This is a genomic window from Sphingopyxis witflariensis (genome assembly GCF_002205635.1).
Classification (GTDB): Bacteria; Pseudomonadota; Alphaproteobacteria; order Sphingomonadales; family Sphingomonadaceae; genus Sphingopyxis; species Sphingopyxis witflariensis.
Map to the genome: position 1 here is coordinate 42181 of NZ_NISJ01000007.1, position 14996 is coordinate 57176.

Annotated in this window: 12 protein-coding genes; 4 read left to right on the forward strand and 8 right to left on the reverse strand. The window is 63.9% G+C overall.

What is annotated here, in order from left to right:
• Nucleotides 1-107 precede the first annotated feature (107 nt).
• Nucleotides 108-1301: a ribonuclease D gene (gene rnd / locus CDQ91_RS13345; protein ID WP_088473229.1), complete on the forward strand. Its 1194-nt coding sequence runs from the start codon at nt 108-110 to the stop codon at nt 1299-1301.
• Nucleotides 1302-1304: 3 nt separating this feature from the next.
• Here rnd and CDQ91_RS13350 read toward each other — a convergent pair whose 3' ends face one another.
• Genes CDQ91_RS13350 through CDQ91_RS13365 form a run of 4 tightly spaced genes read right to left on the reverse strand, consistent with a single transcriptional unit; the run spans nt 1305 to nt 6892 of the window.
• Nucleotides 1305-2789: a Ppx/GppA family phosphatase gene (locus tag CDQ91_RS13350; RefSeq protein WP_088473230.1), complete on the reverse strand. Its 1485-nt coding sequence runs from the start codon at nt 2787-2789 to the stop codon at nt 1305-1307.
• 4 nt (nt 2790-2793) lie between these two features.
• Nucleotides 2794-4971: an RNA degradosome polyphosphate kinase gene (locus tag CDQ91_RS13355; RefSeq protein WP_088473231.1), complete on the reverse strand. Its 2178-nt coding sequence runs from the start codon at nt 4969-4971 to the stop codon at nt 2794-2796.
• On the reverse strand, nt 4962-5618 hold the full coding sequence (locus CDQ91_RS13360; RefSeq protein WP_088473232.1) for an HdaA/DnaA family protein: 657 nt from the start codon (nt 5616-5618) through the stop codon (nt 4962-4964). The genes CDQ91_RS13355 and CDQ91_RS13360 overlap by 10 nt, the downstream gene beginning before the upstream one ends.
• Complete coding sequence (locus CDQ91_RS13365; protein WP_088473233.1) at nt 5618-6892, reverse strand: hypothetical protein; 1275 nt, start codon at nt 6890-6892, stop codon at nt 5618-5620. The genes CDQ91_RS13360 and CDQ91_RS13365 overlap by 1 nt, the downstream gene beginning before the upstream one ends.
• Before the next feature lie 98 nt (nt 6893-6990).
• On the opposite strand from CDQ91_RS13365, the gene purM reads away from it, so the two are divergent.
• Both purM and purN read left to right on the forward strand, forming a co-directional pair.
• On the forward strand, nt 6991-8097 hold the full coding sequence (purM, locus tag CDQ91_RS13370) for a phosphoribosylformylglycinamidine cyclo-ligase (protein ID WP_088473234.1): 1107 nt from the start codon (nt 6991-6993) through the stop codon (nt 8095-8097).
• Nucleotides 8098-8202: 105 nt separating this feature from the next.
• On the forward strand, nt 8203-9153 hold the full coding sequence (gene purN / locus CDQ91_RS13375; RefSeq protein WP_088473369.1) for a phosphoribosylglycinamide formyltransferase: 951 nt from the start codon (nt 8203-8205) through the stop codon (nt 9151-9153).
• Nucleotides 9154-9326: 173 nt separating this feature from the next.
• Here purN and ndk read toward each other — a convergent pair whose 3' ends face one another.
• The 4 genes from ndk to CDQ91_RS13395 form a co-directional block, all read right to left on the reverse strand.
• Entirely contained in the window at nt 9327-9749 is a 423-nt protein-coding gene (ndk, locus tag CDQ91_RS13380) for a nucleoside-diphosphate kinase (RefSeq protein ID WP_088473235.1), read from the reverse strand.
• Between the two features lie 97 nt (nt 9750-9846).
• Complete coding sequence (locus CDQ91_RS13385; protein ID WP_088473236.1) at nt 9847-10365, reverse strand: hypothetical protein; 519 nt, start codon at nt 10363-10365, stop codon at nt 9847-9849.
• A gap of 92 nt (nt 10366-10457) precedes the next feature.
• Nucleotides 10458-10907 (reverse strand): DNA polymerase III subunit chi, encoded by a 450-nt coding sequence (locus tag CDQ91_RS13390; RefSeq protein ID WP_088473237.1) that lies wholly within the window; start codon nt 10905-10907, stop codon nt 10458-10460.
• Between the two features lie 20 nt (nt 10908-10927).
• Nucleotides 10928-12385: a leucyl aminopeptidase gene (locus tag CDQ91_RS13395; RefSeq protein ID WP_088473238.1), complete on the reverse strand. Its 1458-nt coding sequence runs from the start codon at nt 12383-12385 to the stop codon at nt 10928-10930.
• A gap of 132 nt (nt 12386-12517) precedes the next feature.
• Here CDQ91_RS13395 and CDQ91_RS13400 point away from each other — a divergent pair, with 132 nt between their 5' ends.
• Nucleotides 12518-14827, forward strand: coding sequence for an LPS-assembly protein LptD (locus tag CDQ91_RS13400; protein ID WP_088473239.1), 2310 nt, complete (start codon nt 12518-12520; stop codon nt 14825-14827).
• The last annotated feature ends 169 nt before the right edge of the window (nt 14828-14996 follow it).

A 14996-nucleotide genomic window follows, 5' to 3' on the forward strand; every position in this document is an offset into this window, starting at 1 on the left:
CATTTCCTGCCGTTTTTTTTGGCTGCCGGTATTCCGGCTTGCGCGACCCGAAGAGTGGCAGGCAATTTTTCCTGCGCGTCCGAAACAACTAGCTGTATAGGCGCGCTATGCAAGTCCATCCGCTCATCGAAACTAGCGCCGCGCTCGCCGCATTCTGCGACCTTATCAAGAACAGCGATTTCATCGCCGTCGATACGGAATTCATGCGCGAAAACACCTTCTGGCCCGAACTGTGCCTGATCCAGGTGGCTGACAGCGAACACGCCGCGGCGATCGATCCGATGGCGAATGGCATCGACATGAAGCCGCTGCTCGACCTGCTCGTGAACAATGAAGATGTACTGAAGGTCTTTCACGCCGGCGGGCAGGATGTCGAAATCATCTTCAACCTGACCGGCAAGACGCCGCACCCGATTTTCGATACCCAGATCGGCCAGATGGCCTTGGGTCAGGCCGAACAGGTCGGATATTCGAACCTCGTCGAATCCTGGCTGGGCATCCAGCTCGACAAGGGCGCACGCTTCACCGACTGGAGCCGCCGCCCGCTCGACAAGCGCCAGATCGACTATGCCGTCGGCGACGTCACCCATCTGGCCGTGATTTTCCCCATGATGCTGAAAAAGCTGGTCAAAACCGGCCGCGGCCATTGGCTCGACGAGGAAATGGAAAAGCTGGCCGATCCGGCCAATTATAATGTCGATCCCGAAAATGCCTGGCACCGGATCAAGATTCCGTCGCGCAAGCCCGACGTCCTCGGCCGCCTGCAGGCGCTCGCCGCATGGCGCGAGCGCGAGGCGCGTCAAAAGAATTTGCCGCGCGGGCGCATCGTCAAGGACGAGACGCTGGCCGACCTCGCCGCGCATCCGCCGAAGGATCAGGAAGGTCTGGGCCGCGTGCGCGGTCTGTCGGCGACCTGGAAAGCGAACGACATCGGCGCGCGCCTGATCGACGCGCTCACCAACGCGAAGCCGCTGCCCAAGGACGATATGCCCGACCGCGCGCCGCGCGGCCCCGGGCTGGGCAAGGAAGGCACGTTGGTCGCCGACCTGTTGAAGCTGCTGCTCAAGATCCGCGCCCGCGAACTGAATGTCGCGGCGCGCCTGATCGCGCGCAGCGACGAGCTGGAAGCGCTGGCCGCCGGACGCCGCGACAGCATCCCGATGCTGCAAGGCTGGCGCAACGACGTGTTCGGCCATGCCGCGCTCGATCTGGTCGAAGGGCGGATGGGCTTCGCGGTCAAGGACGGCAAGCTGGTGATGAGCGAAATCGACAACGCAGCGCCGATCGCCGACGAGGCCTGAGCGTCAGAGCAGCACGAGTTCGGCCTTGGCGCCGAGCGCGTGCGCCAGCGAGCGCAGGCGGCGCTCGACCGATTCCCCCGCCAGATCATGCCAGCCTGAAGCGAGGCTGAGCACGAGTTTCCCTTCGATCCGCGCGATCGAACTCGCGCGCAGCGGCGCCTCGACCCCGCCGGTCAGCCGCTGGGCAAGCCGGATCGCCAATCCCCATTGGCGCGCGCGCTCCAATCGTTCAGGTGCGACCAGTTCGCCCATCGCCGGGAAATCGCCATCGGCGCCGCCGAACCCCGCATGGAGCGCTCGGGCAAGCAGGACGCGACCCGGGATATCGATCCCGCGCCAATTGCCATGCAGGCCAATTTCGGTACCGCGTTCGGCGCGGAAGTCGGGATTGGCCGACCATGCGACGTCGCTGAGCAGGCTCGCGGCAAGGCGAACACGGCTGTCGGTGTGCGCCTCGCTGGCGAAAAGCGGTGCGATCCAGTCGGCGATCGCGCGGCCATGCGGCGCGAAACGCGCGAGGCGACGGCCTTCGAATTCGGCGGCGACGATCAACGGGTCCTGCGCGCGCGTCTCGGCATCCAGCGACTGATAAAGCAGGCCTTCGCGCAATCCCGACGACGACACCGTCATTTCGGGGACGTCGATGATATTAACGAGGGCAGCGAGCAACGCGGCCGCGTCGGGCAGGCTCGCCGCGCGGTTCGACGCCATGCCGGGGATCGCGCGTATTTCTTCGAAACTCAGCCGTTTGGTCGCGCGAACAAGACGGCGCAATGCGGTGCGCGGCAGATGATGCTGATCGAGTACCGCGAGCGGATCGTGCGTGAGTTCGAGGTCGAGGCGTGACAGCGCGCGCCACGAACCGCCAACCAGATAGAGTGGCAATCCGCTGAGTTTACCCGGCCAACCCGCCGCCTTCAGCATTTTGCGCACCGCGCGTTCAAATAGTTGTGGTCCCGCTATGCGCAACGCGGGGAGCCGCAACACGCCGAGCGGAAAGGACGCGCAGCGCCCAACCTCGCCGTTCGCGACTTCAGCCAGTTCGAGGCTGCCGCCGCCAAGGTCGACAGCGATGCCATGCGCGTCAGGAATTGCGGCAAGCACGCCATAGCCGGCGGCTGCGGCCTCCTCTTCGCCCGACAGCAGCCGGATATTCAGGCCCGCATCGGCGGCGCGAGCAATGAAATCGGGTCCGTTCACCGCATCGCGAACTGCAGCCGTCGCGACACATTGCAGGTTATCAACCTCCATGTGCCGCGCGAGCAGCGCATAGCGGCGCAGCGCCATCAGCCCTCGGGCCGCATCCTCGTCGGCGATGCGACCGTCGGCTGCGAGGCCGCGCCCCAGACCCGCCGCGACCTTTTCGTTGAAGATCACCGCCGGCGCGCGCGCGGGTCCTTCGTAAACGACCAGACGAACCGAGTTCGACCCAATGTCGATGACGGCAGAGCGATGGACCGCCTGCCGTGAGGAGCGCTGCAAACCCAAAGCGTCAATCCTCGTATGTGTTGAAAGCGAGTGTCGGGACGTCCTGCCTCTTGTGCAGCGCGGTGCCGCGCCCCGATAGCGACGGGTTCGTCATGAAATAATGATGCAGGTTGAACGGCTTGTCGCCGGGGGTCAGCCGAACATAGGTGCCTTCAGGCTGCAAGACCCAGCTTTGTTCATTGTCGATCAGGTTCGCAACCAGCACCTGATCCAATATCTGGTCGTGCACCGTCGGATTTTCGATCGGAATCATATATTCGACGCGGCGATCGAAGTTGCGCGGCATCCAGTCAGCGCTCGAAATATAGAGTTTGGCGGTGCGGTGTGGCAGCGCGGCCCCGTTCGCGAAAGCCCAGACGCGGCTATGTTCGAGGAAGCGGCCTACGACCGATTTGACGCGGATCGTCTCGGACAGGCCGGAAACCCCGGGACGCAGGCAGCAGATGCCGCGCACGACAAGCTCGATCGGGACCCCGGCGGCGCTCGCGGCATAGAGACGGTCGATGATATCCGGGTCGACGAGACTGTTCATCTTCGCCCACACGCCCGACGGCTTGCCCGCCTCCGCCGCCGCGATTTCGGCGTCGATCAGGTCGCACAGATGCGCGCGCATATTGAGCGGCGACATAGTGATCATGTCGAGCCGCTCGGGCTCGACATAGCCGGTGATATAATTGAACAGCTGCGCCGCATCGCGCCCGGCGCGCGGGTCGGCGGTGAAGAAGCTGAGGTCGGTATAGATGCGCGCGGTCACCGGGTGGTAATTGCCGGTGCCAAAGTGGCAATAGGTGCGATACCCCTGCCCTTCGCGGCGCACGACCATCGAGATTTTGGCGTGGGTCTTCCACTCGATAAAGCCATAGACGACCTGCACCCCGGCGCGTTCGAGCTGGTTGGCCCAGAGCAGATTTTGTTCTTCGTCGAAACGGGCCTTCAACTCCACGACCGCCGTCACCGACTTGCCCGCCTCCGCCGCCTCGATCAGGGCGCGGATCACCGGCGACTGGTTGCCGGCGCGATAGAGCGTCTGTTTGATCGCGACGACATCGGGATCGGCCGCAGCCTGACGAAGGAAGGACAGGACGACATCGAAGCTTTCGTAAGGGTGGTGGACGAGGATGTCCTTGCTACGGATCGCCGCAAAGCAATCGCCGCCATGCTCGCGGATGCGTTCCGGAAAGCGCGCCGAAAAGGCAGGAAATTTCAGGTCGGGGCGGTCGACATCGACCAGCGCCGAGAGCGCCGCGAGCCCGACGAAGCCGTCGATCTTGGCGACAATCGCCTCATGCCCCTGAATATCGGCATTGAGCACCGCAGCGAGTTCGCCCGGCATATCGGCTTCGAGTTCGAGCAGGATGACACGGCCGCGGCGACGGCGGCGGATCGCGGTGCGGAACAGGCGGACGAGATCCTCGGCCTCTTCCTCGAGTTCGATATCGCTGTCGCGGATGATACGGAACACACCGCGCGAGCGGATCCGGTAGCCGGGGAACAATGTGTCGCCGAACAGCTCGATCAGATATTCGATCGGGACAAACGTCCCCGGCTCGCCCGGAACCGGAACGAAGCGCGCGAGCGAGCCCGGGATCATCACCAGTTCGCGAATATGTTCGCCGCCCACCTTGCGTTCGAGGTCGAAGATCACCCCGAGCCCGCGATTGGGAATGAAGGGAAAGGGATGCGCCGGATCGAGCACCTGCGGGGTGAGGATCGGGAAAATCTGGTCGATGAAATATTGGCGCAGCGAGGCGCGCAGTTTTTCGGCGTCGGAACCCGTGTCCGTGCCATGGACGACGATGCCCTGTTCGGCGAGCAGGCGGTTGAGCAACCGCCATTCGGACTGCTGCTGATCGACGAGGCGATTCACCTCAGCCTCGATCTCCGCCAGCTGCTGCCCCGGCGAGCGGCCGTCGGCGGAAGGGTCATCAATCCCCTGCAACTGCTGCCCCTTCAGCCCCGCGACGCGGACCATGAAGAATTCGTCGAGGTTGCTGCCTGAAATCGACAGGAAGCGCAGCCGTTCGAGCAAAGGATGCGCGGGGTTGCGCGCTTCTTCCATCACCCGCCGGTTAAAGGCGAGCCAGCTGAGTTCGCGGTTGAAAAAACGTTCGGGACCGAAAGGGATTTGCGCCGCCCCATTAGCGTCATTGTCAGCGCGCAGAGGTCGTCCGGTTAGCGACATATATCTACATCCTGTCGTTCGAGGAGATCGGGATCGATCAGCCCCTGTGACAGTAATGTTTCACGCGTAAGACGGATGCCGAGCCGCCGCCCCTGTTCGAGCGAGGCCGCATCAAGCGCCGCAACGACGCGGTGGATCATCGCATAACTGCGCTCCATCCGCGGCACGATATAGGATGCGACCTCGGGCGACAATGCCATGCCGCGCTGCGCGAACAGCGCTTCGATGAGGTCGCGGGCGAGGCAGTCGTCGGGCTCGCCGATCGTCAGCACCGGCACCGCGCGCAATCGCGAGGCGAGGTCGGGCAGGACGATGCCCCATTCGGAAGGCGGCGCATCGGCGATGATGAGCAGCGGCGCACTGCTGGCCTGCGCGGCGTTCCAGGCGTGGAAAGTCTCTTCCTCACTGACGCTGTCATGGCCGTCAATCACACGACCGCCCGTTTCGCTGGCGAACAGGCGCCCGATCAAGCTGCGTCCCGACCCGCGCGGGCCGACCAATACCGCAGTACGAACCGGCCAGGTCGACACATGCCGTAAATAGCGCACTGCGTCGGCGTTGCTCGTGCCGACGATCAGCGGCCCGTCGTTCAACCCGCCCGCGCTCCAATCGAGCGGCAGGGCGATCTGGCCGGAAGCGCGCGCCATCAGCGGCTGATCCGCAGCGTGTTGCCGCCTTCCTGCACCGTGTAACCGCGTGCGGCGAGTGCCGCCTTGAGCGCGGCCATATCGCCGCGGAAGGTCACGCGCATCACCGAGGTGCCGCCGAGCGCAAGGCTGGTGGTCGACGCCGACTGGACCCCCGCGATGCCGCCGACGGCGCGTTCGGTCGCGGTCACCGATTCGACGTCGGGCGAATTATATTGGACGGTGTAGCTCTGCGCCCCGGCGGGCGCCGTGGTCGGCACGCTGGCGTCGGTTTCGCTGGGCATCACCTCCGTGTCGGTCGTCGCGGTTTCTTCAGGCAGATCTTCCTTCTCGACCGGCTTTTCGAGGACGAGATAGTGGTCGGTCTTGAGCGTGCCCGCCGCGAGCGCGTCGATATAGATGCGATCCATCCGTGCGACTGCCTTTTCCATCATGTCGGGCAGCGCCGCAGGGCTGGGCCCGGTCATGGTGAAGCTGGAGATCAGCTTGCTGTCGGGGCCGAAGCGCGCGGTGAAAGTGCCTTTGATCGGCCCGCCGGGATAGGAGTATTCGACCCGCGCAATCGGGGTCAGCACGTCGGCGGCGCCATATTGGTCGAGGATCACGCGCCACCACACGCGGCCGCGGCGGCCGGTCTGCCCGGCGTTGATCAGCAGCGTGTCGGCGCCGGTGCCCGCAGTGCGGACATAATCGATCGCGCTTTGACCGGTGTTATATTCGGCCCAGGCGCGCTGCCATGCGCTGCGCTGTTCGAACACCTGCGGAATGCCGTCGATCGAATAGACGGGGATGACGAGCAAGGGCGGCGAACGCAGCGTCCGGCCGCTGACGCCAAGAATCTGCCCCGCGCGAACGCGGTCGAACTGGACACCGAGCCTTGCGACATAGCGGCGCGGGCCGATCTGTTCCTGTTCGACGACGATCGCGGTAACGATGCCGTCGAGGACCGAATCACCAAGCGCCGGACCGTCGCTGCCATTCAATTTGCGATACAGCTGCGCCCAGCCCTTGCGCTGTGCCTCGCGCCAGCCCTTTTCGCGCGCATCCTCGGCATTATCGCCGGTGACGTCGACAAGAATGCCGCTCGCCAGAAAATCGCCGCTGCTGTTGATCGGGGTGATGCCGCGATTCCCGCGACTAATCTGCCCTTCGACCACCCCGACGAGGAGAATCGCAAAGAACAGGCCTAAAAGTGCGGCCCAACGCCAGTCGCGACGCTGCGACGCGCCCGATGCGGGCCAAAACTTCAGGCGGGGGAAAGCGGTCGAAATCATATCTTCTCTATGCTTTGCCCCCGAACCGGGGTGAAACGCAAGGTGCCAGGCAAGGAAATCATGGCAATTGTCGGCTGGAGTCGTTAGGCGCGCGAGCCATGGATGCCAAGCAGAACCCGCCCGCCTCGTACACTTATGCCCAAGCCGGAGTCTCGATCGACGCCGGCAATGCGCTGGTCCGTGCCATCGCTCCGCTCGCCCGTGCGACGCGGCGACCCGGCGCCGATGCCGACCTCGGCGGATTCGGCGGATTTTTCGACCTGAAAGCGGCGGGGTTCAACGACCCCCTGCTCGTCGCGGCGAATGATGGCGTCGGAACGAAGCTCAAGCTCGCGATCGAATCGGGCAAGCATGACGGCGTCGGTATCGACCTTGTCGCGATGTGCGCCAACGATCTGATCGTGCAGGGCGCCGAGCCGCTCTTCTTCCTCGACTATTATGCTACGGGCAAACTCGACAATGATGTCGCGACCGAAGTCGTCGCGAGCATCGCCGAGGGTTGCAAGCAGGCCGGCTGCGCGCTGATCGGCGGCGAGACCGCCGAAATGCCGGGAATGTATAGCGAGGGCGATTATGACCTCGCGGGCTTCTGCGTCGGCGCGGTCGAGCGCGATCAGGTGCTGACCGCCGACAAGCTCGCTGCGGGCGACGTGATTTTGGGCCTCGCTTCGTCGGGGGTGCATTCGAACGGCTTTTCGCTCGTGCGCCGACTCGCAGCCGACAAGGGCTGGAAGCTCGACCGCCCCGCCCTCTTCGACCAGAATATCCTGCTGATTGACGCGCTGATGGCGCCGACGCGCATCTATGTGAAGAGCCTGCTCCCGCTGGTGAAGACCGGCAAGATTCACGCACTCGCGCACATCACCGGAGGCGGGCTGCTTGAGAATATCCCGCGTATCCTGCCCGCGAACCTCCACGCGCATGTCGATGCCGATGCGTGGGAGCAGCCGCGACTGATGGCGTTCCTGCAGGCGCAGGGCAATATCGAGCCCGAAGAAATGGCGCGCACCTTCAACTGCGGCGTCGGCATGGCCGTCGTCGTTGCGGAAGCCGATGTTGACGCGGTGACCGCGGCGCTGACCGAAGCCGGCGAGACCGTCCACCGCATCGGCCATATCGCCGAGGGTACGAAGGGCTGTACGGTCACGGGCAGCACCGAAATCTGGAGCGCGCAAGCGGCCTGGACCGCGACGCACAACGGTTGATAAATTCGTCACCCTGAACTTGTTTCAGGGTCCATGGCCTGAGACCGCGATGTCTTACCATGGATGCTGAAACAAGTTCAGCATGACGAAAAAGGGGAAGCGATTGTGACGAAGGCCAAAGTCGCCGTCCTGATCTCGGGCACAGGCACCAATATGGCGGCACTGCTCTACGCCGCGAAGGCCGCCGATTGCCCGTATGAGATCATCCTCGTCGCCAGCAACGCCCCCGATGCACCGGGCCTCAAGCTCGCCAGCGCCGAAGGCATCCCAACCTGGGGCCTCTCGCACAAGGGCATGAAGCGCGACGTCTTCGACGCTCTCGTCGACGAACAGCTTCGCGCAGCGGGAACCGAATTTGTCGCGCTCGCCGGCTATATGCGCATCCTCAGCGATGATTTCGTTGCCCGCTGGCAGGGCCGGATGCTCAACATCCACCCCAGCCTGCTGCCGCTCTACAAGGGCCTCGACACTCACCAGCGCGCGATCGACGCGGGCGATGCCTTTGGCGGATGCAGCGTCCATATCGTCACCCCGGGGGTCGACGACGGCCCCGTCCTCGCGCAGACCCCGGTCGCGATCGCGCCCGGCGATACCGCCGAAAGCCTCGCCAAGCGGGTCCAGTTCGCCGAGCATCAGCTTTATCCGCCCACCCTCGCCGCCTTTGTGATGCGCGAGCGCAGCCCCGACTATCTGCTCGGCCGCGTCCGCGACCTCGCGATGGCGCTGCCCGAGGCCGACGAAGTCACCTCGCACGGTATGCCCTGCTTCGGGATCGTGAAGGGCAAGAAGTTCGCCTATTTCACGCAGGACCATCATGGCGACGGCAAGATCGCGATCCTGGTCAAGATCAGCGGCGCCGAGGAACAGGCGATGCTCATCGAACTCGATGAAGACCGCTATTACCGCCCCGCCTATTTCGGCGACAGCTGGGTCGGCGTGCGCCTCGATAGCGGCGACAATGACTGGGAGGCCGTGGGTGAATGGCTGCGCAAGAGCTGGCTCGCGGTGGCACCGAAGAAGCTGGCGGGACTGATGGGCATCGCCGACGAATTTTGATTACGCTCGTCATTGCGAGCGAAGCGAAGCAATCCAGAACGGGTTAGACACACTCTGGATTGCCGCGTCGCTCCGCTCCTCGCAATGACGATTCGGAAAATTGTCATTACAACCAAACAGAAAAGACCGCCGGATCGCTCCGGCGGCCTTTTTTGTTAGTTGTCCCGTTGGAGTCAGCCGACGATTTCTTCGGGCTTGAAGAAATACGCGATTTCGATCGCGGCATTTTCGTCGCTGTCCGAACCGTGAACCGTGTTCGCTTCGATGCTCTCGGCCAGTTCCTTGCGGATCGTGCCCGGCTCGGCGTTCTCGGGGTTGGTCGCGCCCATGATGTCGCGGTTGCGCTGCATTGCGTCCTCGCCCTCGAGGACCTGGACGACGACGGGGCCGCTGATCATGAATTCGACGAGTTCACCGAAGAAGGGGCGTTCCTTGTGGACCGCGTAAAAGCCTTCGGCCTGTTCGCGGCTCATGTGGATGCGCTTCGACGCGACGACGCGCAGACCGGCTTCTTCCAGCATCTTGGTGACGGCGCCGGTGATGTTGCGACGCGTGGCGTCGGGCTTGATGATCGAAAAGGTGCGGGTAACCGCCATGGGAAAGCTCCTGGTTTATTGTCTGTTGCGATGGCCGCGCCTCTAGCCGCGCTTTTGCTGCACCGCAAGAAAAGAGCGCGAACCACAGGCGGCGGGGTCAGGCCCCGCTGTAGGTGATCGCGCCTTCGACCATGTCGCCATTCTGCGTCGCGTTGATCTGGATCGTCGTCTTTGCGTCGCCCGGCTTTTCCGCGCCAATGATGATCGTATCCTCGGCGGCGATTTCGGAGGTCACCTTCATCCCGGCGCCGTCGATCTGCTTGCGATAATGGGCGACGACGTCGGCGGCCTTGCCCTTGACCTCAAAGCTCGCGAGGCCGCCTTTTCCGTCCTTGCCCGAACCAGCGAAACCGCCGGTCATCTTCGACCCCGGATAGGGTGTGATGCCTGCGGGCAATTTGGCGACGCCGCCGAACTGGACCTCGCCCTCCTCGGTCTTGATCGTCACCTTGCCGTTTTCGCCGTCGCCGCTGATCTTGTAGTCGGCGGTCTTGCCGGTTTCGGGGTCGGTATAAGTACCGCTGGCGACCTCCTTCTCCGATTTCGAACCGCACCCCGCCACGAGCAGCGCGACGGCCATGGCGGCGAAGACGGGGAATTTTACGCGGGTCGTCATGGCAGGATCTCCTGTCAGGGTTGAAACATTTCGAGCCCCATTGGCACGCGTCCGGCCTCCTTGTCGGTGACATATCTCACAGCATGCAAAGCCTATGGCCCCTCCGACCAACGCCCATTCTCATCCTGTTTCCAGAAACGATTGTCGACATCGTCGCGCGCCGCGAGCGTGCGCCATGTCGCGCGCGCGTCGTCGATGCGGCTGTTGTCGAAAAGCAGGAAGACGCGGTCGAAGCCCAGCGCCTCATCGCGCCATTCACCATCGGCCAGCGCGACCAGCCGCGCGCCATTGGCAGGCGTCGGATCGATTGTGCCCGCGATCAAAATGGGTTCGATCGCTTCGTCGGGCGATCCGGCCGCGCCGTGCGGCAGGAAGCTTGCGGGTTGCAGCGTCCATAGCGCCTCGTCGATCGCCTGCCGCTGCATCGCGGACGCGGCAACGACCAGCAAGCGGTCGCCCGCGCTCAAGATGCGCGTCGCGAGGACGGGGAGCACCCGTTCGACCGGGTCGCGGGTCAGCCGGTAAAAGTCGACGCGCGCCATGCTCCCCTACCCCGTTCAGCTCAGCCTTCGTGATTTTCGGCGATGAAGCGGTCGAGCAGGCGCACGCCATAACCCGTCGCGCCCTTCGCCCACACCGGACCATCCTTGTCGGCCCAGGCCGTGCCAGCGATGTCGAGATGCGCCCATATGACGCCCTCGTCGACATAGCGCTTCAGGAACTGCGCCGCGGTGATCGATCCGCCTTCGCGCGGGCCGATATTCTTCATGTCGGCAATCGGGCTGTCGATCAGCTTGTCGTAAGCGGGTGACAGCGGGAAGCGCCACAGCCGGTTGTTGCTGGTGTCGCCCGCCGCGATCAGCTGCGCAGCGAGGCCGTCATCATTGGCGAAGACGCCGGCATATTCATGGCCGAGCGAAATCACCATCGCGCCGGTCAGCGTCGCGAGGTCGACGATCACCTTCGGGCTATAGGCCTTTTGCGCCCAGCTGATCGCATCGCACAGCACCAGACGTCCTTCGGCATCGGTGTTGAGCACTTCAACCGTCTGACCCGACATGGTGGTGACGATGTCGCCGGGGCGCATCGCATTGCCGTCGGGCATATTTTCGACGAGGCCGACCACCCCGACGACATTAGCCTTCGCCTTGCGGCCCGCGATCGCCTTGATCGCGCCCGCGACCGCGCCCGCGCCGCCCATGTCCCATTTCATCATGTCCATGCCCGGTCCGGGCTTCAAACTGATGCCGCCGGTGTCGAAGGTGACGCCCTTGCCGATGAACACGACGGGGGCTTCGCCTACCTTGCCGCCGTTCCAGCGCATTGCGAGAAGGCGTGGCGGGCGAGTCGAGCCCTGTGCAACGCCGAGCAGCGCGCCCATGCCCAGCGCCTTCATCTGACGCTCGTCGAGGATTTCGAGTTCGACGCCCAGGTCAGCCAGATGCTGACAGCGCTCGACGAACGTCTCGGGATAAAGAATGTTCGGCGGCTCGGCGACCAGCGACTGGGTCAGCGCGACCCCCTCGGCAATCGCTTCGGATTCGGCCCAGCGGCCCGACAGATCGCCATGCGGTGACGCGATGGTGATGATTTTCAGGCTGGGCTTCGCATTGTCGGCGAGGCGCGTGCGATAGGTGTCGATGCGCCAGTTGCGGAGTCGTGCGCCCATGGCAAAGGCCAGCACATCATCCTCGTCGCTGTTTCCGGCGCCCGCGAAATCGACCTGAACCGCCGTCACGCCGCTGGTCTGGAGCCGCGCGGTCAGCGCTGCGCCACCGCGTTCGACGTCATGCGCCGTGCCTTCGCCGATCCCGACGAGAATCAGCCGCAGCGCGCGGTCGCCATCGACCGCCGCGGTCTCGGCGATCGTGCCCGCCGCACCCTCGAAGCGTGCCTGCCCGGCGGCCGCGGCGAGCAGTGCGCCGTGCGCTCCGCCGAGCCCGGCCAGCTCGCCCTTGCGGACCGGAAAGGCGACGACGTCGGCAGACGCATCGATTTGTGCGACAAACTGAATGTCCATCCTGTAACTCTCTTATGCGATGATTGATTGGAACGTGCCGGACCGATAGGGGTTTCGCTTGCGAGTTGCAAAAACAAAGCAGCCGGTCCAAGCCCGGGCGGACGCGACAAAGGTGTGGGACAAAGTAACGCAATGACATTGGCTTTGCTCCCGTGGGCAGCGAACAGGCGGCTGTTGTGGCTGGCAACCGCCAGTGGTCTGGCGATCGTCGCCAACCCGGTGAACGCCCAAAGCGCAGGCGACTCGCCCGCTCCCCCGCAGGCCTCTGGCGAGCCCGACCTGCAAACTCCCGACGTTGCTCCAACGGTCGCCGACGCCCCGGCTGTCGATGCCGAAGACCAGATCGGGTTTGCGGCCGACAATCTGAATTACGATACCGACACCGAAATCGTCGTCGCCGAGGGCCATGTCGCGATGAATCGCGAAGCGATTGCGATGCGCGCCGACAAGGTCACATGGAACCGCAAGACGGGCCAGGTCTTCGCCGAGGGCAATGTCGCGATCACCAATCCCGAGGGCGACACCGCCTATGGCGACAAGATCGAACTCACCGACACGTTGCGCGACGGCGTCGTCGACAATCTTCTGGTCGTCCTCGACAATGGCTCGCGCCTCGCTGCGATACGCGGCACCCGCTTCGAAAATGGCAATATCGAGCTGGAAAATGCCGCCTACACCCCCTGTCCGGTCGAGGATAATGCGGGGTGCCCCAAGAATCCGACATGGCGGATCCGCGCCGTCCGGGTGATTTATGATCACGCGAAGAACAAGATTCGCTACAAGGGCGCGCGGGTCGAGATTTTCGGCCTGCCTTTGATCCCGCTGCCCGGACTCAGCCATCCTTCAAACAGCGAAGCGGGAAGTGGAATCCTGGTTCCCGAAGTGCGGTTCGATCGCACCAACGGGTTCGAAATCGCGGTGCCCTATTATCTGCGCGTCGCACCCGACCGCGACGCCACCATCACACCGCATGTCTACACCAATGCGGCGCCGATGATCGAAGGCGAGTTTCGCGCCCTGACCGACATCGGCTCGTTCCGCCTGAACGGCTATGCGACCTATAGTTCGGTCGTTCCCCTGACGGGAACGGGATCAGGCGTCGTTCAGAGCAAGGAATTCCGCGGCTATCTGGAAAGCGCGGGCAAGTTCCAGTTCGATCCGCGCTGGAGCTTCAGCTATTCGGGCCGCATCACCACCGACCGCACCTTCATGCGCCGGTACGACATCAGCCGCGATGACCGGCTGCGTTCGACCTTCGAACTCGAACGGATCGGCGGCCAAAGCTATTTGTCGATTGCCGGCTGGGCGACGCAGACGCTGCGCGCGGGCGACGTCCAGGGACAGCAGCCAATCGCACTGCCGATCATCGATTATCGCCAGCGACTGGCCGACCCGTTGCTGGGCGGGCAGGTCGAGCTCCAGCTCAACACGCTGGCGATCGGGCGTACCGCGGGACAGGATACGCAGCGCGCCTTTGCCGGTGCACGCTGGGATCTGCGCGGTCTGACCGGTCTGGGCCAGGAAGTCACACTGACCGCGCTGGTACGCGGCGATGTGTATCACAGCGATGAAAATCTGCTGACCGCCGTTCCAGGTTATCGCGGCAAATCGGGCTGGCAGGCCCGCGGAATCGCTGCGGTCGCCGCCGACATGCGCTGGCCGTTCATCGGCGAATTCATGGGCGGCACCCAGACACTGACCCCGCGGGTTCAGGTCGTCGCGACCCCGCCGATCCGGAATCTCGACATCCCGAACGAGGATTCGCGTGCTTTCGACCTTGAGGACGGCAATTTGTTCGCGATCAACCGCTTCAACGGTCATGACCGGTTCGAGGATGGCGCGCGCATCACCTATGGCGTCGAATGGAATTTCACGCGGCCGGGGTTCAGCGTCAACAGCGTCGTCGGCCAAAGCTATCGCTTGTCCGAAAAATCGTCGCTGTTTCCCGATGGCACCGGCCTGACCGACCGGACGTCCGACATCGTCGGGCGGACGACGATCGCCTATCAGGATTTCCTGCGCCTGACCCACCGCTTCCGCCTCGACAAGGATAATCTGGCGGTTCGCCGTAACGAGTTCGACGCGACGATCGGCAGCCGGTCGACCTATGCCGTACTCGGCTATTCACGGCTCAATCGCGATATCACGATGCTGGCCGAAGATTTGCAGGACCGCGAGGAAGCGCGCGTCGGCGGCCGTGTGGCGGTTGCGAACAACTGGTCGATTTTCGGCTCGGCGATCGTCGACCTGACCAGCCAGCATGACGATCCGGGGAGCCAGGCCGACGGGTTCGAGCCGATTCGGCACCGGCTGGGCGTCGCCTATGACGACGAATGCCTGTCGATCGCACTGACCTGGCGCCGCGACTATATCGACACCGGCGACGCAAGGCGCGGCAACAGCTTTTCCTTCCGCATCGCTTTTCGCAATCTGGGGTTCTGATCGCTGCTTTTGTTCAGCAAAAGCAGTCCGGCGCCCCGTCGCACATCTCCCCTCTGCCGACTCCGCTCAGCTTGCGTTCAGCGTCGCAAGCCTAACCCGGCCTCCGTAAAAGGTCCGAATAGCGGATTGCGCTGGACCATCAGGCGTCTCCGCTGATACGGAGCAAGCC